The organism is Bosea sp. OAE506 (assembly GCF_040546595.1).
Classification (GTDB): domain Bacteria; phylum Pseudomonadota; class Alphaproteobacteria; order Rhizobiales; family Beijerinckiaceae; genus Allobosea.
In genome coordinates this window covers 2,218,930-2,243,736 of the sequence record NZ_JBEPOB010000001.1, presented here as the reverse complement: position 1 = coordinate 2,243,736, position 24,807 = coordinate 2,218,930, and the positions used below count along the sequence as shown (strand labels likewise).

Below are 24,807 nucleotides of genomic sequence, written 5' to 3'. Positions count from 1 at the left end.
CGAGGCGGGGCGGCCTCACCATTGCACTGCCGGCATCGGCGCCCCGTGGAAACGGGCGGCGCCGGTGCCCGCTCAGACGGTGCCGACCGTCTTCAGCCGCACGCGGGGATGAATCTCGGCCTGGGAGAGCACCGGCGTCTCCCTGCGGAAGCGCTCGATGATCTGGCGCACGAAGGGCCGCGCCATGCCGGAGGTGACCAGCGCCGGCATCTCGCCCATGCGCGCCGCATCTTCGAACTTGTCGCGCACCTGATGGACGAATTCCTGCAGCCGCGAGGGCTGCATGGCGAGATGGCGATCCTCGCCCTGGCCGATGATCGATTCGGCGAAGACGCTTTCCCAGGCCGGCGAGAGCGTGATGATCGGAAGCAGGCCCTGTCCGTTCGAGAATTGCGCGCAGATCTGGCGGGACAGGCGCATGCGGACATGCTCGGCGATGTCGCGCGGGTTCTTCATCCCGCCTGCGGCCTCGGCGATGCCCTCGATGATCGTCGCGAGATCGCGGATCGAGATGCGCTCGGAGAGCAGGAGCTGCAGCACGCGCTGGATGCCCGTGGTCGAGATCTGGCTCGGCACGATCTCCTTGACCAGATCGGAATGGTCCTTGGGCAGCTCGCGCAGCAGCTTCTGAACCTCGGCATGCGAGAGCAGCTCCGGCATGTGCGACTTCAGCACCTCGGTCAGATGCGTCGAGATCACCGTCGCGGCATCGACCACGGTGTAGCCGCGCAGCTGCGCCTCGTCCTGCAGCGCGCCGTCGATCCAGGTCGCGGGCAGGCCGAAGGTCGGCTCCAGCACATTGTGGCCGGGCAGGTTCACGCTGCCGCCCATCGGGTCCATGGCCATGTACTGGCCGGCATAGACGATGCCGTGCCCGGCATCGATCTCCTTGATCTTGATGTAGTAGTGGTTCGCCTCGAGCTGGACGTTGTCGACGATCCGCACCGCCGGCATAACGAAGCCCAGCTCGGCCGCGAGCTGGCGGCGCAGCGCCCGCACCTGGTCCGTCAGCCGGTCCTGCCCGCCCGCCGAGTTCACCAGCGGCAGCAGCCCATAGCCGATCTCGATCTTCAGCTCGTCGAGCTTGAGCAGGTCGTTGAGGGTCTCTTCCTTCGGCGTCCCGTCCGCCTGCAGCGGCGAGGCCGCCTGGGCTGCGTCCGCGACCTCGGTTTCCCGGGCCTTGGCCAGCTGCCCGAAATGGCGCGCGAGCCAGGCCGAGCCGAGCGCCAGCGTCAGGAAGGGCAGCATCGGGATGCCGGGCAGGATCGCAATCAGCAGCATCACCGCCGCCGACATGCCGAGCGCCTTCGGATAGCCCGAGAGCTGCTTGCCGAGCGCCTTGTCGGCGGCGCCGCGCACGCCCGATTTGGAGACGAGCAGGCCCGCCGCGGTCGAGACGATCAGGGCGGGGATCTGGCTGACGAGGCCGTCGCCGACCGTCAGCTGGGTGTAGTTGTGGGCGGCCGCGCCGAAGGTCATGCCCTGCTGCGCGACGCCGATGATGATGCCGCCGAGCACGTTGATGAAGGTGATCAGCAGGCCGGCGATGGCGTCGCCGCGCACGAACTTGGACGCACCGTCCATCGAGCCGAAGAAATTCGCCTCGTCCTCGAGCGCCTTGCGGCGGACCTTGGCGACCTCCTGGTCGATCAGGCCGGCCGAGAGATCGGCGTCGATCGCCATCTGCTTGCCGGGCATGGCGTCGAGCGCGAAGCGGGCCGCGACTTCCGCGATGCGGCCCGAGCCCTTCGTGATGACGACGAAATTGACGATGATCAGGATGGTGAAGACGATCACCCCGATCACGAAATTGCCGCCCATCACGAAATTGGCGAAGGCCTCGATGACATGGCCGGCGGCCGAGGTGCCCTCATGGCCATGCGCCAGGATCAGGCGCGTCGAGGCGAGGTTCAACGCCAGCCGGAACATGGTGACGATCAGCAGCACGGTCGGGAAGGCCGAGAACTCCAGCGGCTCCTCGATGAAGAGCGCGGTCATCAGCACGAGCACCGACAGGATGATCGAGAGCGCCAGCAGCATGTCGAGCAGGATGCTCGGCAGCGGGAAGATGAGCACCACGAGGATGCCCATGACGCCGATCGCGAGGAACAGGTCCGGGCGATTGAGGAGCTTCCCCAGCCCCCCGCGGCTCATGTCGAAGCCGCCGCCCGTTCCTGGTGCCGTTACATCGGTCATCGACCAGCCCGCTCCCCGCGCGAAACCCGCGCGCACTCGGCAATTCTTGCCGGGCATAGGGTGAACGAGTGGTTAAGACGGTCGAAATAGTCGGGCACGGAACCCTTTCCTGAACGGACCGTTATCGTATGGCCGCGGTGCGGCCCCATTCGGCCCGCCCCATCGGGTTGGGGTGGTTGACCTGGTTTTATCAAAAACCACAGCTACTGGAGAACGACCTTGGATAGACGTTCATTCGTGATGAGCCTGTTCGGCGGCCTTGCCGCCGCCAGCGTCGGCGGTATCGCCTTCGCGCAGGCCGCAGAGACGGAGATGCCGGTCAAGGCCGGGGAGCTGGACGCCGCGACGAAGGCGGCCCTCGACAAGACCGATGCCGATTTCAACCAGGTCGTGGTGCGCGAGCGCGTCGTTCGTCGCCGCGGGCCCTATCGCCGCCCGATCGTGCGCGAGCGCGTCATCGTGCGCCGCCGTCCGCGCCCCTATTATGGCCGCCGTCGCGGTCCGGTGGTCCGGCGCCGCATCATCGTGCGCTGAGCGCGACAATCGAGGGGCGGCGGCGCAAGCCGCCGCCCTTTTTCGTGGCGCCCCGTCGATCCGGGACGCAGGGCGAGCCTGGAGGTCCTTTCACATGGCAGAGCCCGTCCCCAGTGCAGGGCCGGCGCCCGGCGTGATCGCCACGGCGATCCCCGCCCGGCTCGACCGGCTTCCATGGTCGCCCTTCCATACGCTGGTGGTGGTCGCGCTCGGCGTGACCTGGATCCTCGACGGCTTGGAGGTGACGCTGGCGGGCTCGGTCTCCGGCGCGCTGAAGGACAGCCCGGTTCTGCGCTTCAGCAATGCCGAGGTCGGCATGGCCGGGGCGGCCTATCTCGCCGGCGCCGTCATCGGCGCTCTCTTCTTCGGCTGGCTGACGGACCGGCTCGGCCGCAAGAAGCTCTTCACCCTGACGCTGCTGGTCTATCTGGCGGCGACGGCGGCCACCGCCTTCTCCTGGAATTTCTGGAGCTTCATCGTCTTCCGCTTCTTCACCGGCATGGGCATTGGCGGGGAATACACGGCCATCAACTCGACCATCCAGGAGCTCGTCCCGGCGCGGGTGCGAGGTTGGGTCGATCTCGTCATCAACGGCTCCTTCTGGATCGGCGCAGCGCTCGGCGCCGTAGGGGCCATCGTCCTGCTCGATCCGGCGGTCATCGACCCCGAAATCGGCTGGCGCCTGGCCTTCTTCATCGGCGCAGCCCTGGGCCTGATCATCCTCGTTCTGCGGCAGTGGATCCCGGAGAGTCCGCGCTGGCTGATCGGCCATGGCCGCACGCAGGAGGCGGAGGCCATCGTCGCGGCGATCGAGGCTCGCGCCGGCGTCACCTATGACCCCGGCGAACGCCTGCCTCTCACCCATCTGAGGCCGCGTGCGGTGACGCCGCTTCGAGAGGTCTTCCACGTCCTCTTCGTCGTCCATCGCCCGCGCGCGCTGGTCGGGCTGTCGCTGATGGTCGCGCAGGCCTTCTTCTACAACGCCATCTTCTTCACCTATGCGCTGATCCTCACGGACTTCTACAAAGTCCCCTCCCAGTCCATCGGCTGGTTCATCCTGCCCTTCGCGGCCGGCAACTTCCTGGGTCCGCTGATCCTCGGGCGCCTGTTCGACACGGTCGGCCGCCGGACAATGATCGCCGCGACCTACGCCCTGTCGGGCCTGCTGCTGACGGGCACGGGCTATCTGTTCTGGCGGGACGTCCTGACTGCGCAGCAGCTCACCCTGTGCTGGAGCGTGGTCTTCTTCTTCGCCTCCGCCGCGGCGAGCTCGGCCTATCTGACCGTCAGCGAGACCTTCCCGGTCGAGATGCGCGCGTTGGCGATCGCGGCCTTCTATGCGGTGGGAACCGGTGTCGGCGGCGTCGCCGGACCCTGGCTCTTCGGGGCGCTGATCGACACCGGCTCGCGCGGCAGCGTCTTCGCCGGCTACCTGCTGGGCGCCGCATTGATGCTGGCGGCGGCGGTCATCGCGGCCCGTTTTGCGATCCCCGCGGAACGACGCCCGCTCGAAAGCATCGCCCGCCCGCTCAACGCAGCCGATTGACGCTACGCCTGCAGCCGGCCCGTCGCCGCGGGTTCAGCGCAATTGATACCGAACGGAACAAAGCATCATCCGAATGCATTATCCCAAACCGTCCTTTTGCCCCTAGGATGCCGGCGACGGTGCAACGACAACATCCATCGGAGGATCTCGTGGACAGACGTTCATTCATCATGTCTCTGATCGGCGGCATGGCGGCAGCCAGCCTGGGCGGCATGGCCGTTGCCGAGGCGGCCCAGCCCCAGCCGGCGCCGACCCCGGCTCCCGTGCCGGCGCGCGATGACGAGGCCGTCACGGCCGAGGTCAAGGACGGGCTCGACAAGGCCGAGGCCGACTACAGCCAGTACTATTATTATCGTCGCCGGCCGCGCTATTACGCCCGCCCGCGGGCCTATTACCGGCCGCGCTACTATGCCCGGCCCCGCTACTATGCCCGTCCGCGGTACTATGCGCGTCCGCGCTACTACCGCCGCCGTTGGTGACGCGGCTGCGAAGGGTCAGAGCGCGCTGACGCGCGCCTGACCCGGCTCCGCCACGGTGATCCCGGCGGAGGTGTATTCGCTCAGCTTGTTGCGCAGCGTGCGGATCGAGATTCCCAGGATCTTGGCCGCATGGGTGCGGTTCCCCAGGCAATGGTCGAGCGTGTCGAGGATCAGTTCGCGCTCGACATCGGCCACCGTATGGCCGACCAGCGAGCGTGTCATGGCCTCGGCGGTCTGAGCGGCACGGGCGGCGCTGTCGCGTCCAGAGGCGGGGCCAAGCGTCTCGCCCTCGGGGGTCATCACCGCTTCGGTGCCGATTTCGTTGCCGCGCGCCAGCAGCACGGCGCGGTGGATCGTGTTCTCCAGTTCCCGGACGTTGCCGCGCCAGGCGTTGGTCAGCAGCAGCTTGCGCGCATCCGGCGCGATCGGCCGCAGCGGCATGCCGTTCAGCTCGGCATATTTGCGGGCGAAGTGATCGGCCAGGGCCAGAATGTCGCCCGGCCGCTCGCGCAGCGCCGGCAGCCGCAGATGCACGACGTTGAGGCGGTAGAACAGGTCCTCCCGGAACGAGCCTTCCCGCACCGCGTCACCGAGATTGCGGTTCGAGGTGGCGATGATGCGCAAATCCACCTTCACCGGCGTCGTGCCGCCGACGCGATCGATCATCCGCTCCTGTAGCGCGCGCAGCAGCTTGGCCTGCAGGCGGACATCCATCTCCGAGATTTCGTCCAGCAGCAGTGTGCCGCCATTGGCCTCCTCGAACTTGCCGATGCGGCGCGCGATGGCGCCGGTGAAGGCGCCCTTCTCATGGCCGAACAGCTCGGATTCCAGCAGATTATCGGGGATCGCGGCACAGTTGACCGCGACGAAGGGCTTGTCCTTGCGCAGCGACTTCTGATGCAGATGCCGTGCGATCACCTCCTTGCCGGTGCCGCTTTCGCCGGTCACCAGCACGGGCGCGTCCGAGCGCGCGATCTGGCCGACGAGCTGGACCACCCGCTCCATCGCCGGGTCCTTCCAGATCAGGCTGGACTGGTCGGCCGCGACGGCCTCCAGAACGGCCGCGATCAGCTCCGGATCGGGCGGAAGGGGCACGTATTCGCGCGCGCCGGCCTGGATCGCCGCCACCGCGGCCCGGGCATCCGTCGAGGTGCCGCAGGCGACGATCGGGGTGCGGATGCGCTCGGCCTCGAGCGCCGCCACGAACTGCGCCACCGGCAGCGTGACCTCGACCATCAGCAGGTCGGCGCCCTTGGAGCGCAGCACGGCCAGCGTCTGCTCCAGGCTTTCGGTATGGGTGACGTTGGCGCCATGCGCGATCGCGATCTTGGCGGCCGCGATGAGCTGTCCCTTGAGACCGCCGGCAATGATGAGACGCATGGCTGAGGCCCTCCTGCGTAAAGACGTGACGGGTCGGCCGGGACTTACCGGTCGGCCTTGATGATTTCGGTCATGGTGACGCCGAGCCGGTCCTCCACGACGACGACCTCCCCGCGCGCCACGAGGCGCTCGTTGACGAAGATGTCGATTGCCTCGCCGACACGCCGGTCGAGCTCCAGCACGGCGCCGGGCACGATCTGCAGCAGGTCGCCGATCGCGATCTTCGACGAGCCGAGCACGGCGGAGACGTTCACCGGCACGTCGAAGACCTGTTCGAGGTCTTCCGCCGTCTTGACCGGCACCGGCCCCGACCGCGCGACCGAGCTGTCGTTGTGGTCGAAGGAGAGATCTGCCGGATTGAGAGGCGGCAGCTTGAGATCGTTGTCCGTGCTCATCGCGCGTCCTTACTCCACAGGGGGCCGAAAGCCGGGAAACGCTGTCGCAACGGCCTGGTCGACCAGTTGTCCCAGCCGCTCCCGCTCGATCACGAAGCCGCCCTCGGCCCATTCGATGCGCCCGTCCCCGGGCGCGATGTCGGGCTCGCCCAGCACCACCAGGCGCCCGGCGAAGCCGGTCTCCTGCGCGAGGCGCTTGACCAGCGCCTCGGCTGATTCCACGGCGCCCTCGTTCACCCGCATCACCAGATGCGGCGCGAGCCGCGCATGTGCGAGGCACTCGCGCAGCGCCTGCTCCAGGCCCGCGAGCGGCCGCTCGCCCAGTGCCGCGCCCGCCAGCGCCCGCGCCGCGACGATGGCGACATAGGCTGCGCGCGCCTCGACCTCGGCCGCATGGGTCGCTTCCTGTGCGACCAGACGCTCGGCGGCCCGCGCCAGCTGGGCGACCAGCGCGTTGAGCTGGCCTTCCGCCTCGCGCCGCCCCTGCTCGGCGCCGGCAGCGAAACCCTCGGCACGTGCTGCCGCGATGTCGGCTTCGCCTGCCGCCCTGCGGCCACCTTCGCGGAAATCCGTCCCGAAGGTGAACTTGGTCGCGCTGCCCATCGTCAATAGACCAGCTCGTCTTCGGCATTGCCCTTGGACAGGATGATCTCGCCCTTGTCGGCGAGGTCCTTGGTCAGCGCGACGAGCTTCTGCTGCGCCTCGTCGACCTCCTTGAGCCGCAGCGGCCCGAGGCTCTGAATGTCGTCCTGCATGTTCTTGACGGCGCGCTGCGACATGGCGCTGAAGAAGAAGACGCGCATCGCCTCACTGGCCCCCTTGAGCGCCCGGGTCAGCGTGTCCTTGTCGACCTGGCGCATCAAGGTCTGCAGGCCCGCCGGATCGAGCTTGCCGAGATCCTCGAAGGTGAACATCAGCGCCCGGATGCGCGCCGCCGAATCCTGGTTGGAGACGTCGAGCGCGGAGAGGAAGCGCATCTCGGTCTGGCGGTCGAAGCCGTTGAAGATCTCGGCCATCATCTCGTGCGGGTCGCGCCGCCGCGTCTGGGTCAGCGTCGCGACGAACTCGGTGCGCAGCGTGTTCTCGATATGGTCGAGCGCTTCCTTCTGCACCGATTCGAGCCGCAGCATTCGCCCGACCACCTCGATCGAGAGATCGTTCGGCAGGTTGCGCAGCACATTGGCGGCATGGTCCGGCCGGATCTTGGAGAGGATCACCGCGATCGTCTGCGGGTATTCGTTCTTCAGGAAGTTGGCGAGCACCACGGCGTCGATGTTGCCGAGCTTCTGCCACATGTTGCGGCCGGCGGGGCCGCGGATCTCTTCCATGATCATGGCGACCTGGTCGGTCGGCAGGATCTTCTCGAGCAGCGAGATCGTACGGTCGAAGGAGCCGGTCACGGCGCCGGCGCTGGACAGCTTGCCGACGAAATCCAGCATCAGCCGCTCGACATCGTCGGAATCGACCGTGCCGAGCTCCGCCATCGCGCGGGTGATGATGCGGATTTCCTCGTCGTCGAACTCCGACCAGATTTTCCGGCCATGCTCTTCGCCGAGCACGAGCAGGATGACCGCGGCCCGCTGCGGGCCGGTCATCTCGTCAACGTTGGTGACGCCGATACCGCCGCCTTCGATCGAGCCGATATCTCGGCCTTCAGGGGCGCGCGCTGCGAGGGAACGTGCTTCGGCCATGGCTCAGTGACCCGTCATGCCGCGGCTTTTTCGTGGATCCAGGTGCGCAGCACCGCGACGCTGTCCGCCGGGTTCTGCGCGACCATCTGGCCGATCCTCTCGACCGACTGCGCCTTGAGCTGGCCCTTGATCTGGGCGACTGCGAGCATGCGCTCGGACGGCATATCGACGCTGAGCGGATCGACGCCGTCGGCGCCCGGCAGCGCACGCGGTGCGGACGGATCGCCGGTCGTGTCGGCCGGCACCATCGCGACGCCGTTGCGCATGAACATCGGGATCGCGCGCGCCACGCCGGGGTCCGGCGCCAGAACCTGCTTGAGCAGCGGCCGCACCACCACCATCAGCACGATCAGCGTCAGCAGGGCGATCACGCCAATCTCGGCGAAGCGGGTAATGTCCTCCTTGGTGACGGAGAGCAGCTGCTGCATCAGGCTCTGCTCGACCAGGTCGGTCGCTGCCGGCGGCGCCTCGGCGAAGCGCAGATTGACGACCTCGAGCTTGTCGCCGCGGGTCTCGTCGAAGCCGGCGGCGGTCCGCACCAGCTGGCCGATGCGCTCCAGATCCTCGTTGCTGCGCGGCTGGTAGGTCACCTCGCCATTGGCGCCGCGGGTATAGGTGCCGTCGACCAGCACGGCGACCGATAGCCGCTTGACCCGGCCACCCTCGAGGACTTCCGTGCGCGTCGTCTTGGAGATCTCGTAATTGACGACCTCCTCGTTCTTCTGGGAGTTGTCGCGCGGCGTGTTGCCGCCCTGCCCTGCCTGGGCGCCGGGCAATTCGTTGCCGACCGAAACCGCGCCGCCGCCCTCGGAGGTCGTCGAGGCCTCGGTCCGGTTCTGGCTGGAACGGACGACGCGGCTCTCGGGATCGAAGGTCTCGGACCGGCTCTCGATCCGGTTGACGTCGAGCGAGGCCGAAACCTGCACCCGGGCGCGGCCATGGCCGACGATGCTGGCAACGATGTCCTCGATCTGCAGCTTGAGCCGGCGCTCGATGCCGACCTGGCGCTCCTCGATGCCGAGCCCGGCGCCGTTGTCCGACTGGGCGCCGTCAGCCAGCAGACGGCCGCGCTCGTCGACGATCGAGACCCGCTCGGGCTTCAGCCCGTCCACGGCCGAGGAGACGAGATGGCGGATGGCGCGGACCTGCGCCGCATCGAGCTCGCCCGCCAGCTTGAGCGCGATCGAGGCGCGCGGCGGCTCGCGATCGCGCTCGAACAGGCGCTTTTCCGGAATGACGAGATGCACGCGCGCGGCCTGGACCCGGCTGATCGAGCGGATCGTCCGCGACAGCTCGCCCTCGAGGGCGCGCATGTGGTTGATGTTCTGGACGAAGCTCGTCGAGGAAAAGGCATCGCCCTTGTCGAAGATCTCGTAGCCGACGCCGCCGCCGGCCGGGATGCCCTTGCTGGCGAGATCGAGCCGCAGCCGCGGCACGACGGTCTTGTCCACCAGGATGGTCTGGCCGTCGCCGCGCAGCTCGTACTTCACGCCGCGCGCATCGAGATCCTTGAGGATGGAGCTGACGTCCTGCGAGGACAGGTCGGAGAACAGCACGCCCATGGCGGGCTGGGACATCCGCAGCATGACGAAAGCGAAGAACCCGACGAGCGCCAGCGTGACCGCCAGCATCGCCGCCAGGCGCGGGGCCCCGAAACGCGAGAACTGTTCGACGATGCCGCTCACGCCGCTATCCGTTTCACAAAGTCGTCCTGCCCGCTTCCGGTCGCGGGTCACTAGGCAAGTTTTTCCCGGTGCGTGGTTAGCGTCTGGTTAATTTTTGCCGGCGGGGCGTTAAGATTGTCCCAGGCCGGGCCAGAAGGCGGTGGGCAAAGCCCTGCGCGGGCCCTGATGACCGGCCCGAAAACGAAAAAGGCGCCGGTCCGGGGACCGACGCCTGGTGGCATCCTGCAGCAGGGCTGCGATCATTGGCGGTAATGCTGGATCCGGGTGGTCCGCAGACCGGCCAGGCCGTGCTGGTCGATCGACATCTGCCAGCTCAGGAACTCGTCCACCGTCAGCGTGTAGCGCTGGCAGGCTTCCTCGAGGCTGAGAAGGCCGCCGCGCACGGCGGCGACGACCTCGGCCTTGCGCCGGATCACCCAGCGGCGGGTATTCATCGGCGGAAGGTCGGCGATCGTCAGCGGACTTCCGTCCGGTCCGATCACGTATTTCACCCGCGGTCGCAAAGGCTCGGTCATGGTACACTCACACAACTCAACAGAGCTACTTGTGCCGAGCATAGGGCTACCGCTTTAAGATTTGCCTAAGGCGAAACCCACGGCTTTCGCCATTGCTGATTCGCCTCACTGCGTCCGCACCACGCTCTTCACCTTGTCGATCGGCACGCTGATCGCACCGATCTTCAGCGTCGGGATCGATCCGGTGAAGTCGACGCCGTCGACGACACCGCTGATCTTGGTCGTGGCCGTCATCACGGCGCCCGCCGTATCCTTGGCGTCGATCGTGACCGTGTATTCGCCGTCCGCCGCCGTCTGCGCGGTCGAGGTCTTGCCGTCCCAGGTGAATTTCTGGTCGCCGGCGACGAGGGTCTTGGTCTGCGTCTGCACGACGCTGCCCTTCGAATCCTTGATCGTGATGGTCGCGACGCCGCCGCGCGGCACGTTGACCTGCCACTCGGCCTTGCCCTTCTCCAGCCGCGTCGTCGCCCCGTCGGAGGTGATCGTCGCGCCAATGAAGCCGACCGCGCTCGTCGCCGTGCCGGCCGAGTTGAGGCTGAGCAGCGAGCTCAGCGTCTCATTGGTCTTGAGCTGCTGCTCGACGCCCGCGAATTGAACCAGCTGCTGCGTGAACTGGTTGGTGTCGAGCGGATCGAGCGGCGACTGGTTCTTGAGCTGCGTCGTCAGCAGGGTCAGGAACTGGTCGAAGTTCTGCGCGATCGCGGCGCCGCCCGAGACGGTGCTGGAGCTGCCCGTGGTGCTCGTGGTGTTCGAGGTCGAGCTCGTGGTGCTGGAGACGGCCATGGCGCTCCTCCCTGGTTCAGACGCTCATGTCCACGCCACCCAGCCGCACGAAGCGGCGCTGTGGCGCGGAGAGCGGGGTGACGGCGATATCGTCGCCGGTCTCGGCGCCGGCGGAGGGTCCGCGCGAGCGCTGTGGCGTGTCGTCCTGCTGCCGCTGCTGGCGGAAGCCGGACTGGTCGGAGGGGTCGCGCAGGCTGATGTCGACGCCGCTGTCGGAGGGCTTGAGCCCCGCCTGTTCGAAGGCACGCTCCAGCGTCCGCGCATCGCGCTGCAGCAGATGCAGCGTCTCGACGCGGTCCACGACCATCTTGGCGCTGACCTCGCCCGTGTCGGAGATCGACAGCGTGACGTCGACGCGGCCGAGTTCGCCGGGGTCGAGCCGGATGTCGAACTGCCGCGCACCCGACAGGGCCTTGAGGCCGATCTCGATCGGCAGCACATGCAGCGGCGTCGGCGGGCTATCGTTGCTCGCGTGGCCGGGCTGAGCGGGCGTCTGGGCCAGGATCGGATCCGGCGTCGAGAGCAGGCGCAGCGGATCGGGCCGGGCCGAACCCTGGGCGGTGAGCGAGGACAGGTCGATGGCGCTCAGCGCCTGGTCGAGCCGCTCGAGCGGCTTGAACTCGGCCGTCGCCACGGCGGTTGAGGCCACCGCGGCATCCGGCTTGGCCACGCCCTCGGCATTGGCCGGCAGACCGGCCGGGAGGGCTTCCGCCTTCGGGGCATGCGCCTGCGCCGCCTCGGCCGCCAGCGTCACGGCTGCGGCAAAGGCATCGGTGCCGGGCTGCGGGGCGGGAGCGCCCGCAACCTCCGGACCGGAGGCCTGTCCAGACACGGGCTGCGGATTGGCACCCGGAGTTGCGGGCATGCGGGCGGCGATCGCGGCGGCGGCCTGTGCGGCCGCGGCCGTCCCGCCCTTGCCGGCGAGCACGTCCCCATCCTGAGGCGGCGCGGACGCGGCGGGCCCCGGCGTCGTGGCCGGAGCGGGAACGGCGAGGGGCTGCACCGGGACGGTCGGGACCGGTGCGGTGGTCACGAGGTCGGGCAGCGCGACGAGAAGGGCGCCCTCACCCTTGGACTCCTCGGCCGGGCTCGCCGCTTCATCCGTCTCGGCGGTCGCTTCGGTCTTGCCGGCCTGAGGCGCGGGGATGGCGCCGGCAGCCACGGCCGCGCCGGGCAAGGTCGCGGGGGCTTGGGCAGGCGTCTCGCCCTGGGCCGCCTGGGCGATGGTGACGAGCGCCGCGACGTCGAGATCGGGCTTCGCGGCCGATGCGGGCTTCGGCGCCACGGCCGGCGCGGTGGTGGGTTTCTGCGGCTCGGTCTGCCCGGCCTTGGCCGCCTTGTCGGCAGTGGCTTCGCCGGAGGTGTCCGCCTGGCCGGATTCCTCCGCCTTGGCGGACTTCGCCTCGTCGCTTTGCGCCTTGCGCTCCTCAGTGGCCCTGGAGGGCTCCCGCCCGTCCCGCACCGGCGCATCGGCCTCTGCGCTCGCCTCGCGGCGCTCGCGGGAGGCGGCCGGCGCCTCGCGGACCGGCTCGTCCTGCGGCAGGACGAAGCTTTCCCGTTCGCTCGGCTCGCGCTCGGCCGCACGGCGGCGCGGACCGGCATCGGCAGGCGCAGAGGCAATCGACAATGGCTGAATCGACATTCGGTTCGTCCGCAACACGGGCCAGCAAGCCCCTGCGACCTTCCAGCAAGCCGCGAGCCAGAAACGATCCCAGCGATTCCAAGAGGTTAGCGAGCAGCAGCAGCGGCTTTCGCGGCAAGAACCGCCGGATGGTGCCCGACGGCCGGCAGGTTTTGCCCATCGCGGCTGGCCGCGCCGCGCCAAAGCCGGTATAGAGCCGCCTCCATTTCCCTTGACCGACGGACTGCTCCGCTTCCCATGACCGCGCCCCGCAACTCCCTCGACATCGCCAAGCCGCCCGCGGCCACGCGCGTCGTGGCGGCGATGTCGGGCGGCGTCGATTCCTCGGTCGTGGCGGCGCTGCTCAAGCGCGAGGGCTATGACGTCGTCGGCGTGACGCTGCAGCTCTATGATCATGGCGCAGCCGTCCACCGCGCCGGGGCCTGCTGCGCCGGGCAGGACATCCATGACGCGCGCCGCGTCGCCGAGCAGATCGGCATTCCCCATTACGTCCTCGATTACGAGAACCGCTTCCGCGATGCGGTGATCGAGCGCTTCGCCGAGAGCTATCTCGCCGGCGAGACGCCGATCCCCTGCGTCGAGTGCAACCGCACGGTGAAGTTCCAGGACCTGCTCGGCCTCGCCCGCGAACTCGGAGCCGATGCGCTGGCGACCGGGCACTACGTGGTCGGCCGTGAGCTCGCCAATGGCCACCGGGGCCTGTTCCGCGCGGCCGATGCCAGCCGCGACCAGAGCTATTTTCTCTATGCCACGACGCAGGAGCAGCTCGACCTGCTGCGCTTCCCGCTCGGCAGCATCGACAAGGCGCAGACCCGCGCGCTGGCCGCCGAACTCGGCCTCGGCCTCGGCATCGCCGACAAGCCCGACAGCCAGGACATCTGCTTCGTCCCCAATGGCCGCTATGCCGATGTTATCGAACGGCTAAAGCCGGGTGCGGCGCGCCCGGGCGAGATCGTCCATCTCGACGGCCGGGTGCTCGGCCGCCACGAGGGCGTGCTGCGCTTCACCGTCGGCCAGCGCAAGGGCCTGGGCCTGAGCACGCCGGAGCCGCTCTATGTCCTGCGGCTCGACGCCGACGAGGCCCGCGTCATCGTCGGCCCGCGCGAGGCGCTCAACGTCCGCGAGGTCCGGCTGCGCGATCTCAACTGGCTCGGCGAAATGCCGCTCGACTCCCTGCCGCCGGAAGGCCTCGACGTCGCCGTGCGTGTCCGCTCGACGCGCCCCCCGCGCGAGGCGCGGCTGCTGCGTGACGAGACCGGGCTGAAGGTCGAGCTCGCCACCGACGAGGAGGGCGTCTCGCCCGGCCAGGCCTGCGTCATCTATGCCGATGCCGGCCCGGGCGCCCGCGTGCTCGGCGGCGGCACCATCATCCGCCCCGAATTGCGGATGCCGCAGGCGAGGCCTACCGCCGACCTCGCCCTCTCCTGACGCCGGCCACCCGGCTCCTTCCGTCCATCCTGCTCGCGAGCCGCTCCATGCCGGTGCCAGACCATCTCGAAAGCCAGAAGCGCGTCTACGCCGTCTGGGCGCGCATCTATGACCGGATCTACCAGAACCTTCTGGCCGGGCCGCAGCGCGAGGCCGTGGCCGCCGCCTGCGCCTGCGGGCCCGACATCCTCGAGATCGGCGTCGGCACGGGCCTGACCCTGCCCTATTTCACCGCCGGATCGCGCGTCGTCGGCGCCGATCTCTCGCTCGACATGCTCAAGGTCGCCAACCGCAAGGTCGCCAGCCAGGGCCTCTCGCATGTCCGCGGGCTGATGGTGATGGACGCCTGCCGGCTCGGCTTCGCCGACGAGGCCTTCGACGCCGTCACCGCGCAATTCGTCATCACCCTCGTGCCCGATCCCGAGCAGGCGCTGACCGAGATGGATCGCGTGCTGAAGCCCGGCGGCGAGATCGTGATCTCCAGCCGCCTCGTCGACGATGGCGGGCCCTTCGCGGCGCTCTGGTCGGCGCTCGCGCCGCTCGCCCGCGCCGTCGGCTGGAGCTCGGACTTCAAGGTCAGCCGCCTGACCGGCTGGGCCGCGCGCACCGGGCGCTACGAGACCACCCATGTCGGTTCCGGCTATTTCAAGGTGGTGCGGCTGCGCAAGCTCGCCTCCGCCGTCGGCAAAGTCTGACACGGCGAGGCTTGACGAGCCCCGGCTCGCCCCCCTATATCGCGGCCTCCGACGGACGGCAGCCTTTGGGCGGGCCGGTCATTGGGGCGGGGTAGCTCAGCTGGTTAGAGCAGCGGAATCATAATCCGCGTGTCGGGGGTTCAAGTCCCTCTCCCGCTACCACTCGTACCCCCACATCGGGGGCGCGTTCTCCGGTCAGGGCCGAGATAGGCCCGACCACATCAACAGAATATCCCCCATCGGCGGTATCCCGGACGACGATCCGGCTGATCGTGGCGCGGAACGCATCGACGAGCGCCGCCTCTGTCGCGACATTGGCGAGGCTACCGGCGGCCTTGAGGCGGGCCGCGAGGGTATCGATGTTGCGCCGATAGGCTGCGATCGCACCGGGATGCAGCTCGACCACGGGAACCTGCGCCGCCGCGAGGGCAAGGTCGCGCTCCGCGTCGGCCTGCTGCCTGCGCAGCTCTCCGATCTTCTCCTCGACACTCTCGATCGACGTGACGCCGCGCGCGTAGAGGTCGATGAGCCTATCGATCTGCCCCTTTGCGTCGGCGAGCCTGCGCTCCGCCTTGGTCCTGTTGCGCGTCGCGTCGCCGATCTGGGCTCGCCGCTCCTCGCGATAGACCTTCAGGTACTCCTCGATCAGGACAGGGTTTTCGAGCTGGGCTTGCATCCCTTCGATCACGGCGCGTTCGATCCGGTCGAGGTGGTAGCGCCGGCCATTGGAGCAGCGGCCGCTCTCCGTGTTGGAGCTGCACCGGAGCCTGTCTCGGCCGGCTGACTTGTCGTGGATCACAAGCGGGCCGCCGCAGCAGCCGCAGCGGGTGAGGCCGGAGAGCAGCCGCTTCGGCCGCCGCATCATCGCGCCCTGCGACGATGCCGCCTTGCGGTCCTTCTTGCGCGCCTGCGCGGCTGCGAAGAGGTCCGCCGGAACGATCCGGAGGTGCTCGGCCTCGGCGTGCTGCCACTCGGCCTCTGGGTTAATGCGAGAGATCCGGCGGCCCGTGTCGGGGTCGCGGACCATGGTCACGCGGTTCCAGATCAGGCGGCCGTCATACAGCGCATTGAGCAGGATCCCGTTCCCGCGCTCCGCATTGCCGTTGATGGTTGAGGCGTTCCAGTTCGTGCCGCGGGGCGCTGGGGCGCCCTCCTGATTGAGCCGAGCCGCAATGTCGCGCGGGACCGATCCGCCGACGAAGTCCTCGAAGATGCGGCGGACCACGGCCGCCTCCTCCTCGACGATCTCCAGCTCGCCGGGCCGGCCCGCGATCGGCCGGTAGCCAAAGGCCCGTCCGCCCGCGCTTCGGCCGTCACGCACGACGCCTGCCATTCCTCGGCGTGTCTTGTGCTTCAAGTCGGTCAGAAAGATGGAGCCCATCAAGGACCGGAGCCCGACCTGAACCGCATCGGCGACGCCGTCGTGAACGGCTTCGAGGCTGATCCGGTTGTGGGTGAGCCGCTTGAAGACGCCTGCGAGATCCTCTTGATCGCGGGAGACGCGATCGAGCGCCTCGACGATCACGACGTCGAACCGGCCTGCCTTGGCGTCGGCTAGAAGGTCTAGGATGCCCTCGCGGCCGACCATTGACGCGCTGGTCTTCGCGCGATCGGAATACTCGGCTACGACGACTAAGCCGCGAGCGCTTGCATAATCTCGGCACAGCGCGATTTGATCTTCCACGGACCGATCGCTCTGTTGGTCAGTCGAGTATCGCGCGTAGATTGCAGTGCGGTTTCCAACTCGAAGATCGCGAACCATGCAGGAATCCTTTCGCTTTGTGCTGCTGGGACGAAGGCATGTGCGTCCCGTGCGGCGTCGGCGCGCGAGAGGGCTCGAACGAAGTCGATCAGCGGTTGAGGTGGGGTCGCTCTCGCCATGGCTCCTGCCCTCGTCGATTTGGAAAAACACTGCCGTCTGAGGCGCTTAGGCAACTAGGCCGGACGGCCACGCGCACTGTCAACACTTGATTACCGCCGCGACGCACGTTAAATCTGCAACACCGGCGACAACCGGTTGGATGGACAAATTGCCTCGGCGACGCGCTTGCGCGACGGGCACCATCTGACCGTTCGCCGCCGCGCTCGGTCTCTATCGTCAGGCCGAGCATGACGCTCGGCCTTCATGAAGGACCGAGACGTTGGAACCGAATGATCTCCTTAGGGCGCTGAGGCGCCCAAACTACCGCGTCTCCGAGATCGCTGCACTTCTCGATCTCAACGCGGCTAGCGTCTACCGGATGTTGGAACGCGGCGACCTTCGCAGTGCTCGCGTCTGCGGATCCCTCCGCGTGAACAGATCGGCGCTCGCCGAGTACATCACCGCCAAGCGTCTCGAAGTCGATCCTACGGTCCTCGACGGTGGCTCGCGATGAGCGCGCTCCTCAAGATCCACAGCGACATCGCCGAAGCTCGGGAACGGCTCGACACGCTAACCGAGGCCGCCGAGCTGGCGCTCGACCGCGGCCGCCGGGGACCAACCCCCGCCGAGATCGAGCGTGCGAGGTATCTGCTCGCGCATTTCGAGCGGCAGCTTGAACTAGCCGGCGGCGCGGCCGCGTCCGTACCCCTTACACACAGGAGCACCCGATGATGAGACAGCCGAAGACGCTCCACCTCCCCGCCGACCTGCCCAGCGCGAAAATGATCGCCTTTCCGCTCGCTGCGCGACGGTGTGATATCGAGCACCTTGCCAGCCGGGTCCTCGCCGTCAATCTGACGCGCGGTGAGTTGGAAATCATCCACGCCTTGAAGCGCATCCAAGAGCGTATGCTGAAACAGGGCTTCAGCATCGAACAGGTCAGGGAGCAGCTCGGGGCATTCGAGGGGCGCGTGCGGGCGGAGTTGTGGCGTCACGATCTTTGCGATCGGGATGGCTCGGCATGAGCGCATCACTTCAAAAAGTCGGCCGCGCGATCAGCCCGTCATTTGCGGATCGAGTGATTGACGATCCTGCCCCGGTCGATCGGCTTTGGACACGGCAAGAAGTTGGGGAGCTTAAGCTGGTCATCGCCGGCCTGCGGATCACGCCATTGGAGCGGCTGATCGGTCTCGTGATCATCGACCACTACAATTTTCAATCCGGTCGATGTCATCCATCAATCGCGCGCATCGCTGCCAAGGTCCGCACCAAAGAGGAGAACGTTCGGCAAGCGATCAGACTTTTGGTCGCAGCAGGCTGCATCTCCCGAATTTCGTCGAGCAGTTCAGGCTCGTTTCTTCTGCACCCCGAGGACGCCAAAGTCGGCAATCTCGGTCCCAGCACACCCCCCTCCAAAAAAGGGGGGGGTCGAGCAAGAACGCTACCCCCCCTGAAAAAGGAGGTAACCCTCCCCGAAACGGGGGGTCTAACCCCCCCCAAAAAAGGGGGGCTAACCATGATTTAACCATGGGGAAGAATGTCCCTAAGGACATTCTTCCAACCGGCGAGCTTCAAAAAACAGATGCGCGGGAACACGCGCTTGAGGCGCGTGCCCCGCTCCGGCCGGATCTCGAAAGCACAGGCTGGCGAACACAATCAGACGATGACCTCGCTGCCGAGCTGGCCGAGTTCGCAGAGTGCTTCGACCCCACCGACGAATACGACTTCGACGATGACGAGCATGAGGCCTTACCGGAGGAGCCTGCGTATCTTCAGGAGTGGCGCGCGGCTTCGCCTTGATGACGCTACGCGGGTCTCGCCCCGAGGCGAGCCCGCGACAAAGCAATGCGACTTTGCGTTCCTCACATAGCTTGCAACAAATTCCTCAACCGGTGTGGACCATCATTGCTATCGGAACTATGTTTCGGCTGCGAGGGACAGATGGCACACTCACCAAAATCTACGTCAGGCAAAATCGGCCGGAACGCCGCGACAGGTCGCTTTGTGATCGTCAAGGAGCAGAATGCCTCATGGAAGGCGTTCGGAAAGATTTATGAGAAGCGGAAAGATGTCCCGTCGAAGCTCGGCGAGCTGTTCCGCGTCCACAACCAGCACCAATCGAAGCGTGGCTGACGAAGCCGCGCTCGATTTATCGAAGTTCAAGATTGAGCCGATCCGAGCCAAGCCGGGTCGGCTCACTCAATTTTGCGGCTACCCAGAAATCGATCATTGGATCGAACGCGAAGCCTATAATCAGCACTGCAAGGGTTTCAGACGGGTCTATTGCGCCTATGAGGAAGGCTCAGAACAGCTAGTCGCGCTCTACTCGCTGCTGATGGAAGTGGTCACGGTTCGCCGGCCGAAGCCAATCGCCGGGGTTCGCCTCACCGACCCGTTCCCTGCCCTCGGTATCGGCTACCTTGCCGTCAGCACTTCGATCCAGCGCAAGGGCCTGGGCTCACTTATGCTCGCTGACGCACTGACGCGCGCCGTCGCGCTTGCCGATGTGGTCGCGTTTCCTGCCGTCAAGCTGCGTGCAGCAGAGCCATGGCTGGTCGAGTATTACGGTCAGCGATCGTTCCTCCAATACGACAGCACGGATGAGCAGCGGATGCTCGTGCCGACCCGCACGCTCATCGAAGCCGCCCGCGACGCAGTCTGACTGGTCCCATCACTCAACTTCCTCGACCTATGACCCCTCGCCTCCCCGGCCCTCCCCGCTCGACGCGGCGCGAGCCACACAGAAGGCCGTGTAGGACCGCGCGCCTTGACCCCGAGCCGGGAGCCGCAGCGCCCCCGCGCCCGTGCACAGCCTCCTGTGTGGCAGGGCGGGGTGATCGGCAGGCAAGGGGTCCATGCAAAAAAGGTACTCCCGAAGGGGGGAGGGGGGCGCGGGTCTCGCGGCCCCAAGTTTTGAGCGTAACACCGTTTTTTTCGTCTTGACTTTGCTTTTCCGAACAGCCGGTTGGAAAACCGCTTGAAAAGCCCTGTTCCGCACCTCCTATTCGGAAATCAACCAAGGATTTCCAACCGCCCCTCGTGGAATTTTGACCAGCCGCGCGCCCTCAGAAAGGGTAGATCTCGACCGGTGCCGGCTGTTGAAGAAGGGCAGATCCGAAGGCCCGGAGCGCCGCCTCACGGTCAACCTTGATCATCGCGATCGCCAGTCGCTCAAAGCTTTCTCCCGTGATTTCGAGCCGGACTTGCGTAATCCCGCCGCCTTTGGAAGGCATCGAAAAATCGAGGCGAATATGACCTGGATGATCCTCGAATGGACCGGGCGCGCTTAGTCCGACCCGGGATGGATCTGTCGACCAAGTCAATGCTGTTAAACCTGATCTTTTCGCCGTGATCGTCATACGGTGCGCCTTTCCTAATCAGAGTTGCCCTCTGCATGCGCTACGCTCGATTGATAATGCAAACACCGTGATCGCCCCGCCTGTGACGGCTCGACCTATTGGATCGCGGACGGCTTCCACCGTCACGCCGCAGCCCTCACGGCTGCGATCGGGGAGATCGACGTCGCGGTTCAGCCCGTCGGGCTCCGGGACGCGATCCTCTTCGCTGTCGGCGCCAATGCGACGCACGGGCTCCGGCGTACCAACGCGGACAAGCGGCGGGCCGTGACACGGCTGCTCGACGATCCCGAGTGGGCGACGTGGTCCGACCGAGAGATCGCGCGGCGGTGCTCGGTAGACCACAAGACGGTCTCTGCCTTGCGGCCTCGCCTATCTGGGGAAGTTCCCCAGATGCAGCCTCGCTTCGTCGAGCGCGGCGGCAAGACCTTCGAGCAAAACACCGCCCAGATCGGCCGGGCGCCGACCGGACATTCAGCCGAGCCCGTCGCTGGGTCCGGAGCCGGCCGTAAGCGGAAAGTCTGCGAAGTCGCCTCCGCCCTAGGCAGGAGAGCCTCAATCCGGCAGTGCTTCTTCCTTTGAGCCGGCTGTAGAGCGCGTCGTGAACGGAGCGGCTGCCAAAGCCGCAAGAAGCACCAGGGGGACCACGTGTCAGAAAGTCTACGCAGACGGGCAGGTTTCAAGAAGCACCTTCACACCATTTGGCCCGGACGGAAGGTTGAACCAAGCTTGCAGATCGTAGTAGCAGGGGGTGACACCACCCCGCATTGGCTGGCGGAGGCCTCGGCGATGGTGCCGGAATGGCGAGCGGATGTCCGCGACGTCTACATGCGTTGGGCCATCACCATCAACGCGATGCACGTGGCCCGAAATCGCTACGCCGCGGCGCCAGAGCTTGCCTTGGAGACGAAATCGCTACGTTCGGACCGCTCAGGAAAGACTGAGGTTCGTGTGCTCGACACATGGACCGCCCTCGACACGGCGCGGAACTACGAGCTCGCGACGCCCTTGCTGGCGGCCTATGGTTTTGCTGACCTCTACGGGCTCTTCGAGGAGATCGTCTTCGAGTTCTATCTCATTTTTTGGAACGATAATCCTGAGCGGCTACTGCGGGGAGAGGAATTTCGAGAGCTGAGGCGCGCCTATAAGAAGCGTAACGCTGGCCCAGCGGCGGCTGAGCAGTGGGAGGGGGCGTGGGCCGATCGGCTTTCGAAGTGGAGGCGCAAACGTGGATACGACGGTCTCCATACCGTATTCGCGAGCCTGTATCGCGACGGCGGCCTCAAGCGCCCGAGCGACTACAAACTGACCGATGTCAGCGACTGGTGCAAAACGATCCAGGCGGTAGGAGAGCTTCGCAACCTCATCACGCACGGAGTGGGCGAAGTGAGTTCGGAACTCGCCGAGTATTCAGCGAGCGTGCCGTCAAACGTCTTCTCATTCAAACAGGCCGAACCGCTCCAAGTCACTCTGGGGCACCTGATGTTTCTGGAATGCTTCTTGGACCAGATGCTCAACGCAATAGGCGGATCGCTGTTAGAGCGGGCCTATGGTCCCGTCCTCAGTTTGGCGATTGAGTGACCGCAGCGGATCGGAAGCCGCCTGATTGGGCTCAGCCAATATCTGAGCCGGGATCATTCGCCCCAGCCGATCCGCTGTCAGATCAAAACCGATAGTGATCAGACAGCACATCGATCATATTGAAGGCTAACGCAACAATTACAAAAATTGGTAACGATTGAGAACAAAGCAACAGAATGATGCGAATGCGATGAAATCGGATCGAGAGCCGATTTTTTAATTCGGTTTTTGTGACGCATCCCTGACAAGTGGATCGCCGGTTTACCACGGCACGCGGGACGCTAGCGCTGGCGGCGGAACCATCTGCCGCCAGCGACCACCGAGGGGACATCCTTTGCTTGTAGATCTCAATCGGAAGACTGGACGGAACTCCTTTTGCTCATCGAGGACCAACAAGCCTACAGGATCGAGCCGCGCCACGGCCGAAACCCCGAGGGCGTCCTGTGCAAGCCGCTAACTCAGCTCACCCAGCGCAAGGCGCTACCCCCTCGCGACGTAATCGAATTTACGCGGGCCCTGAGAAGATCCGCGCGGCCTACCTTGCCGGTCAGGGAAAAAATGCGACCGAGATCGCCGAGGTTCTCGGCGGCACAACGCCGCGCCGCGTTCGCGACATGCTCCGCGACGCAGGTGTTGAAATGGTGCGGCCGTTCGGCCGACCGAAGGCCGTTCGGATAGACTGCACGAACACGGATGTGCGTCGGCTCGAAGAGGCCGCGGCCGAGCGAGAGGCCGCGCCCGGAGACTTTGCGCTCCACCTTCTTCGGCTCCTCCTGAGCGAGCCTATCCTGCTGAAAAACCTTCTCGACGAGAGCGACACATGACGTCCCCTCGTCCTTCACTCTTTCCCGGAAACCTACGGAACCGACCATGCTCGCCACCATCCGAAAAATGCTGACCTCTGCGCCCCATGCGCCGCCGTCCGCCGCCACGATCGCCGCCGCTATCGACCATCTCGACGTGAAGATGGTGGAGGCGCGCGCCGCCCTCGCTGCCGCCGATGATCGGCGTGCCGATGCGGTTCTCCTCGGCGACGCCGCTGCAGCGGATGTCCGCCAGACCATCACGGCTCTCGCCGAAAACCTCACTGACCTGACCGCCGCTCGGGACCGCCTTGTGGAGCGCCTGGCCTCCGCCCGCGCCGCCGAGGCAGAGGTCGAGCGGCAGGCCCGCTACGACGCGGCTAAGGCCGCAGCGGAGGCCGCATCAAAGGCGCTGCGGTCGAAATACACCCCCGCAATCGCGACCTTGCGGAGCCTACTCCGGCAGCTTGAGACCGCGCAGGCACTGGCCGAAGCCGCGAACGCCGACCTGCCGGAGGGCGCTGCTCCGATCGGAGACCCGGAGATCGCGGTGCGCGGAATTCCTTGGCAGCACGCCGAAGTCATCAGCGAAACCAAGGTCGAGCGGTGGGTGCAGTCCGGCGGCGACCCGCGCTTCCCGGTCTCGATCGAGGACGAAGCCAAACTTAAGGTCACCGGCACCGACCGCGCCGTCATGATGGTGCAGCGCCCGATCGGCGGCGGATCGGTCGAGCATACCTCAATCCCCTACGAGCGCGTGAAGTTGATCGAGATCGTCAAGCGCCCCGGCGTAGGAGGGCAGGTCGCCCCCCAGATGCGAGACCTGCATCTCCCCGGCCTCCGGCTGTCGGACGGAACCTATTCTCCACCCGGATATTTCGCCGGACACGCCGCGATCATCGCTCTCCTCGACGAGGCCGAGCGCCCCGTTTCGGCGGCAGCGGCGGCGGTCAACGCGCCCGAGCCCGTGACGGAATATCGCGCCGTCCCGATCGAGGCGAGCGCTACGCGCGACAGGTTCGAACTGAGCCTGCCGGCAACGGCAGAGGCGGCGTGATGGGGGCGCTGTTTATCGCGGTCTCATTGCCAGAGACTGTTCTGGTCGTGGATCGCGAGACCTTAGGCGGCACCGTGCTGGTCCGCCGGCCTTCGCGTGGCGAGCTTGCCGACCTCAAACGGGCTGCCGCAGCCGATGACGAGGCCGCGGTTCTGACCCGGTCCTATGGCCTTGCCGGGCTCGAAATCCGGCAAGTCGAGATCCTCGGCCCAAGGGCTCGCGCCGTTCTGGACGATGCGATCGCCGAGCGCATCGCCGAGGCCCGCGCCGCCAGCGTAAACTAACCCCGCCCGCCCGGCTCGCCGGGCTTTACTTTTTGGATGGCAGCGATGGCTATCCGTGAGCCTTCGAAGCGCTTTCACGGACACCAACTTCGCATAGCCTTTGACGGCGGCGGCGCCAAAGCGCCGCGCCAGTTCATTGGGGACAGCGGCGATCGGCGCCTTGCATTAACGCAGAGATCGGCGAAGGTAAGCCATGGCGAAGACTCCCCATCTGTTATACGCGCAGCCATGGCATTCGATATTGGTGGCGATGTCGTCTCTACTGCACGCCCATGTTGCCGCTAATCGGATGACCGTCGCTACGTTTTGAACCGTACGCCGATCGAGGTGGCGTCGGACCAGACGACATCAGCTTCCCGCTCGCCACCGAGCGCGGTCGAGCTGACCCTGATCTTGTCGTTCACCGCAAATGGCTTCGAGACCCGCAGCCGCGCGCCGCCGGCCGACAGGTCGATCAGCATGCTCGCATACGCGCGTGCCGAGCCCGCTGCGATGATGTGAGCGGGCTCGACCATCCGAACGCGGCGAAACTGGCGTTTCGTTTCGAGATCCATCGGCGACGGATAGCACTCCCTCCCCCAAGGAAGGCTGCATCCGGAACATCAAATGCGACGGGTTACATCGATCGGAAACCGCCGCCAGCCTCGCTAGAGCGGCGCGTCGGCGCCGTCCTTCTTCACCGCGAGCGACCTCGACGAGGGCGCCATCGGGCAGCGGGCGTTGTAATGCCCTCGCTTGCTCCCACGGCGCCGTCAGCCACGTCTCTAGCTCCTCCGGCTCGGTCAAGATCCCGGCATCCTCATCATCTTGATCAGCCTGCCATGGTTCACGGGCGCCGTATGGCTGGCCCTATGGATGTGGTGGTGGCTCACAGGCTCAGAAATGACGGTTATAGG

The 24,807-nt window shown here is 66.5% G+C and carries 28 protein-coding genes, 1 tRNA gene and 1 pseudogene; 16 read left to right on the top strand and 14 right to left on the bottom strand.

Going from position 1 to position 24,807, the window contains the following annotated elements:
• Positions 1-72: 72 nt before the first annotated feature.
• A complete protein-coding gene (gene flhA, locus ABIE41_RS10915; RefSeq protein ID WP_192644484.1) occupies positions 73-2,196 on the bottom strand; it encodes a flagellar biosynthesis protein FlhA in 2,124 nt (707 codons plus the stop codon).
• Positions 2,197-2,415: 219 nt separating this feature from the next.
• On the opposite strand from flhA, the gene ABIE41_RS10910 reads away from it, so the two are divergent.
• The 3 genes from ABIE41_RS10910 to ABIE41_RS10900 all read left to right on the top strand — a co-directional run bounded on the left by ABIE41_RS10910 (position 2,416) and on the right by ABIE41_RS10900 (position 4,755).
• Positions 2,416-2,730, top strand: coding sequence for a hypothetical protein (locus ABIE41_RS10910; RefSeq protein ID WP_192644483.1), 315 nt, complete (start codon positions 2,416-2,418; stop codon positions 2,728-2,730).
• A 94-nt stretch (positions 2,731-2,824) separates the two neighbouring features.
• On the top strand, positions 2,825-4,276 hold the full coding sequence (locus ABIE41_RS10905; protein WP_192644482.1) for an MFS transporter: 1,452 nt from the start codon (positions 2,825-2,827) through the stop codon (positions 4,274-4,276).
• 149 nt (positions 4,277-4,425) lie between these two features.
• The gene (locus ABIE41_RS10900) at positions 4,426-4,755 is read left to right on the top strand and encodes a hypothetical protein (protein WP_192644481.1); all 330 of its coding nucleotides are present in this window, start codon (positions 4,426-4,428) and stop codon (positions 4,753-4,755) included.
• A 15-nt stretch (positions 4,756-4,770) separates the two neighbouring features.
• Here the strand turns inward: ABIE41_RS10900 and flbD are convergent, their stop codons facing one another.
• From flbD to ABIE41_RS10860, 8 genes are all read right to left on the bottom strand, one after another.
• Complete coding sequence (gene flbD / locus ABIE41_RS10895) at positions 4,771-6,135, bottom strand: sigma-54-dependent transcriptional regulator FlbD (protein ID WP_192644480.1); 1,365 nt, start codon at positions 6,133-6,135, stop codon at positions 4,771-4,773.
• A 44-nt stretch (positions 6,136-6,179) separates the two neighbouring features.
• Complete coding sequence (fliN, locus tag ABIE41_RS10890) at positions 6,180-6,530, bottom strand: flagellar motor switch protein FliN (protein ID WP_192644479.1); 351 nt, start codon at positions 6,528-6,530, stop codon at positions 6,180-6,182.
• A 9-nt stretch (positions 6,531-6,539) separates the two neighbouring features.
• Positions 6,540-7,133, bottom strand: coding sequence for a FliH/SctL family protein (locus ABIE41_RS10885; protein ID WP_192644755.1), 594 nt, complete (start codon positions 7,131-7,133; stop codon positions 6,540-6,542).
• Between the two features lie 2 nt (positions 7,134-7,135).
• On the bottom strand, positions 7,136-8,125 hold the full coding sequence (gene fliG, locus ABIE41_RS10880) for a flagellar motor switch protein FliG (RefSeq protein ID WP_354193431.1): 990 nt from the start codon (positions 8,123-8,125) through the stop codon (positions 7,136-7,138).
• 110 nt (positions 8,126-8,235) lie between these two features.
• Positions 8,236-9,906 (bottom strand): flagellar basal-body MS-ring/collar protein FliF, encoded by a 1,671-nt coding sequence (gene fliF / locus ABIE41_RS10875; protein ID WP_192644477.1) that lies wholly within the window; start codon positions 9,904-9,906, stop codon positions 8,236-8,238.
• A 239-nt stretch (positions 9,907-10,145) separates the two neighbouring features.
• A complete protein-coding gene (sciP, locus tag ABIE41_RS10870) occupies positions 10,146-10,421 on the bottom strand; it encodes a CtrA inhibitor SciP (protein ID WP_038359348.1) in 276 nt (91 codons plus the stop codon).
• A gap of 105 nt (positions 10,422-10,526) precedes the next feature.
• Positions 10,527-11,204 (bottom strand): flagellar hook assembly protein FlgD, encoded by a 678-nt coding sequence (locus ABIE41_RS10865; RefSeq protein WP_192644476.1) that lies wholly within the window; start codon positions 11,202-11,204, stop codon positions 10,527-10,529.
• 16 nt (positions 11,205-11,220) lie between these two features.
• Positions 11,221-12,846: a flagellar hook-length control protein FliK gene (locus tag ABIE41_RS10860; protein WP_192644475.1), complete on the bottom strand. Its 1,626-nt coding sequence runs from the start codon at positions 12,844-12,846 to the stop codon at positions 11,221-11,223.
• Between the two features lie 237 nt (positions 12,847-13,083).
• Between ABIE41_RS10860 and mnmA the strand changes: the two genes are divergently transcribed.
• The 3 genes from mnmA to ABIE41_RS10845 all read left to right on the top strand — a co-directional run bounded on the left by mnmA (position 13,084) and on the right by ABIE41_RS10845 (position 15,131).
• Positions 13,084-14,274, top strand: coding sequence for a tRNA 2-thiouridine(34) synthase MnmA (gene mnmA / locus ABIE41_RS10855; RefSeq protein ID WP_192644474.1), 1,191 nt, complete (start codon positions 13,084-13,086; stop codon positions 14,272-14,274).
• 47 nt (positions 14,275-14,321) lie between these two features.
• Positions 14,322-14,969 carry a class I SAM-dependent methyltransferase gene (locus ABIE41_RS10850; RefSeq protein WP_192644473.1) on the top strand — a complete coding sequence of 216 codons (648 nt, stop codon included), beginning with the start codon at positions 14,322-14,324 and terminating at the stop codon, positions 14,967-14,969.
• A gap of 85 nt (positions 14,970-15,054) precedes the next feature.
• A tRNA-Met gene (locus tag ABIE41_RS10845) sits at positions 15,055-15,131 on the top strand.
• Here the strand turns inward: ABIE41_RS10845 and ABIE41_RS10840 are convergent.
• Entirely contained in the window at positions 15,088-16,731 is a 1,644-nt protein-coding gene (locus ABIE41_RS10840) for a recombinase family protein (protein WP_192644754.1), read from the bottom strand. The genes ABIE41_RS10845 and ABIE41_RS10840 overlap by 44 nt on opposite strands.
• Positions 16,732-17,110: 379 nt before the next feature.
• On the opposite strand from ABIE41_RS10840, the gene ABIE41_RS10835 reads away from it, so the two are divergent.
• From ABIE41_RS10835 to ABIE41_RS10805, 7 genes are all read left to right on the top strand, one after another.
• Entirely contained in the window at positions 17,111-17,344 is a 234-nt protein-coding gene (locus tag ABIE41_RS10835) for a helix-turn-helix domain-containing protein (RefSeq protein ID WP_192644472.1), read from the top strand.
• A complete protein-coding gene (locus ABIE41_RS10830) occupies positions 17,341-17,562 on the top strand; it encodes a hypothetical protein (RefSeq protein WP_192644471.1) in 222 nt (73 codons plus the stop codon). The genes ABIE41_RS10835 and ABIE41_RS10830 overlap by 4 nt, the downstream gene beginning before the upstream one ends.
• Positions 17,559-17,855: a DUF6074 family protein gene (locus ABIE41_RS10825; RefSeq protein ID WP_354191929.1), complete on the top strand. Its 297-nt coding sequence runs from the start codon at positions 17,559-17,561 to the stop codon at positions 17,853-17,855. The genes ABIE41_RS10830 and ABIE41_RS10825 overlap by 4 nt, the downstream gene beginning before the upstream one ends.
• Positions 17,852-18,355: a helix-turn-helix domain-containing protein gene (locus ABIE41_RS10820; protein ID WP_354191927.1), complete on the top strand. Its 504-nt coding sequence runs from the start codon at positions 17,852-17,854 to the stop codon at positions 18,353-18,355. The genes ABIE41_RS10825 and ABIE41_RS10820 overlap by 4 nt, the downstream gene beginning before the upstream one ends.
• A gap of 2 nt (positions 18,356-18,357) precedes the next feature.
• On the top strand, positions 18,358-18,630 hold the full coding sequence (locus ABIE41_RS10815) for a hypothetical protein (RefSeq protein WP_192644468.1): 273 nt from the start codon (positions 18,358-18,360) through the stop codon (positions 18,628-18,630).
• 141 nt (positions 18,631-18,771) lie between these two features.
• Entirely contained in the window at positions 18,772-18,963 is a 192-nt protein-coding gene (locus tag ABIE41_RS10810) for a hypothetical protein (protein ID WP_192644467.1), read from the top strand.
• Positions 18,956-19,492, top strand: coding sequence for a GNAT family N-acetyltransferase (locus ABIE41_RS10805; RefSeq protein ID WP_192644466.1), 537 nt, complete (start codon positions 18,956-18,958; stop codon positions 19,490-19,492). The genes ABIE41_RS10810 and ABIE41_RS10805 overlap by 8 nt, the downstream gene beginning before the upstream one ends.
• A gap of 403 nt (positions 19,493-19,895) precedes the next feature.
• Here the strand turns inward: ABIE41_RS10805 and ABIE41_RS10800 are convergent, their stop codons facing one another.
• Positions 19,896-20,189, bottom strand: a complete 294-nt coding sequence (locus tag ABIE41_RS10800) for a hypothetical protein (RefSeq protein WP_192644465.1) — start codon at positions 20,187-20,189, stop codon at positions 19,896-19,898.
• Positions 20,190-20,915: 726 nt separating this feature from the next.
• On the opposite strand from ABIE41_RS10800, the gene ABIE41_RS10795 reads away from it, so the two are divergent.
• Positions 20,916-21,767 carry a hypothetical protein gene (locus ABIE41_RS10795; protein WP_192644464.1) on the top strand — a complete coding sequence of 284 codons (852 nt, stop codon included), beginning with the start codon at positions 20,916-20,918 and terminating at the stop codon, positions 21,765-21,767.
• 458 nt (positions 21,768-22,225) lie between these two features.
• On the opposite strand, the gene ABIE41_RS10790 is transcribed toward ABIE41_RS10795, so the two are convergent.
• A complete protein-coding gene (locus ABIE41_RS10790) occupies positions 22,226-22,639 on the bottom strand; it encodes a hypothetical protein (RefSeq protein WP_192644463.1) in 414 nt (137 codons plus the stop codon).
• Between ABIE41_RS10790 and ABIE41_RS10785 the strand changes: the two genes are divergently transcribed.
• Positions 22,638-23,627 (top strand): hypothetical protein, encoded by a 990-nt coding sequence (locus ABIE41_RS10785; protein ID WP_192644462.1) that lies wholly within the window; start codon positions 22,638-22,640, stop codon positions 23,625-23,627. The two genes, ABIE41_RS10790 and ABIE41_RS10785, sit on opposite strands and share 2 nt — an antisense overlap.
• The gene (locus tag ABIE41_RS10780) at positions 23,624-23,911 is read left to right on the top strand and encodes a hypothetical protein (protein ID WP_192644461.1); all 288 of its coding nucleotides are present in this window, start codon (positions 23,624-23,626) and stop codon (positions 23,909-23,911) included. Before ABIE41_RS10785 ends, ABIE41_RS10780 begins: the two co-directional genes overlap by 4 nt.
• Positions 23,912-24,210: 299 nt before the next feature.
• Here ABIE41_RS10780 and ABIE41_RS10775 read toward each other — a convergent pair whose 3' ends face one another.
• Together ABIE41_RS10775 and ABIE41_RS10770 are read right to left on the bottom strand one after the other, a co-directional pair.
• Positions 24,211-24,465, bottom strand: a complete 255-nt coding sequence (locus ABIE41_RS10775) for a PilZ domain-containing protein (RefSeq protein ID WP_192644460.1) — start codon at positions 24,463-24,465, stop codon at positions 24,211-24,213.
• Positions 24,466-24,589: 124 nt separating this feature from the next.
• Positions 24,590-24,700 (bottom strand): annotated as a pseudogene (locus ABIE41_RS10770) (SOS response-associated peptidase); the annotation flags it as partial.
• Positions 24,701-24,807 lie beyond the last annotated feature (107 nt).

Coding starts and splice junctions, on each gene's coding strand:
- flhA (WP_192644484.1), bottom strand. CDS start 2,196: ATGACCGATGTAACGGCACCAGGAACGGGCGGCGGCTTCGACATGAGC.
- ABIE41_RS10905 (WP_192644482.1), top strand. CDS start 2,825: ATGGCAGAGCCCGTCCCCAGTGCAGGGCCGGCGCCCGGCGTGATCGCC.
- flbD (WP_192644480.1), bottom strand. CDS start 6,135: ATGCGTCTCATCATTGCCGGCGGTCTCAAGGGACAGCTCATCGCGGCC.
- fliN (WP_192644479.1), bottom strand. CDS start 6,530: ATGAGCACGGACAACGATCTCAAGCTGCCGCCTCTCAATCCGGCAGAT.
- ABIE41_RS10885 (WP_192644755.1), bottom strand. CDS start 7,133: ATGGGCAGCGCGACCAAGTTCACCTTCGGGACGGATTTCCGCGAAGGT.
- fliG (WP_354193431.1), bottom strand. CDS start 8,125: ATGACCGGCCCGCAGCGGGCCGCGGTCATCCTGCTCGTGCTCGGCGAA.
- sciP (WP_038359348.1), bottom strand. CDS start 10,421: ATGACCGAGCCTTTGCGACCGCGGGTGAAATACGTGATCGGACCGGAC.
- ABIE41_RS10865 (WP_192644476.1), bottom strand. CDS start 11,204: ATGGCCGTCTCCAGCACCACGAGCTCGACCTCGAACACCACGAGCACC.
- ABIE41_RS10860 (WP_192644475.1), bottom strand. CDS start 12,846: ATGTCGATTCAGCCATTGTCGATTGCCTCTGCGCCTGCCGATGCCGGT.
- mnmA (WP_192644474.1), top strand. CDS start 13,084: ATGACCGCGCCCCGCAACTCCCTCGACATCGCCAAGCCGCCCGCGGCC.
- ABIE41_RS10850 (WP_192644473.1), top strand. CDS start 14,322: ATGCCGGTGCCAGACCATCTCGAAAGCCAGAAGCGCGTCTACGCCGTC.
- ABIE41_RS10840 (WP_192644754.1), bottom strand. CDS start 16,731: ATGGTTCGCGATCTTCGAGTTGGAAACCGCACTGCAATCTACGCGCGA.
- ABIE41_RS10830 (WP_192644471.1), top strand. CDS start 17,341: ATGAGCGCGCTCCTCAAGATCCACAGCGACATCGCCGAAGCTCGGGAA.
- ABIE41_RS10825 (WP_354191929.1), top strand. CDS start 17,559: ATGATGAGACAGCCGAAGACGCTCCACCTCCCCGCCGACCTGCCCAGC.
- ABIE41_RS10820 (WP_354191927.1), top strand. CDS start 17,852: ATGAGCGCATCACTTCAAAAAGTCGGCCGCGCGATCAGCCCGTCATTT.
- ABIE41_RS10815 (WP_192644468.1), top strand. CDS start 18,358: ATGGGGAAGAATGTCCCTAAGGACATTCTTCCAACCGGCGAGCTTCAA.
- ABIE41_RS10810 (WP_192644467.1), top strand. CDS start 18,772: ATGGCACACTCACCAAAATCTACGTCAGGCAAAATCGGCCGGAACGCC.
- ABIE41_RS10800 (WP_192644465.1), bottom strand. CDS start 20,189: ATGACGATCACGGCGAAAAGATCAGGTTTAACAGCATTGACTTGGTCG.
- ABIE41_RS10785 (WP_192644462.1), top strand. CDS start 22,638: ATGCTCGCCACCATCCGAAAAATGCTGACCTCTGCGCCCCATGCGCCG.
- ABIE41_RS10790 (WP_192644463.1), bottom strand. CDS start 22,639: ATGGTCGGTTCCGTAGGTTTCCGGGAAAGAGTGAAGGACGAGGGGACG.
- ABIE41_RS10775 (WP_192644460.1), bottom strand. CDS start 24,465: ATGGATCTCGAAACGAAACGCCAGTTTCGCCGCGTTCGGATGGTCGAG.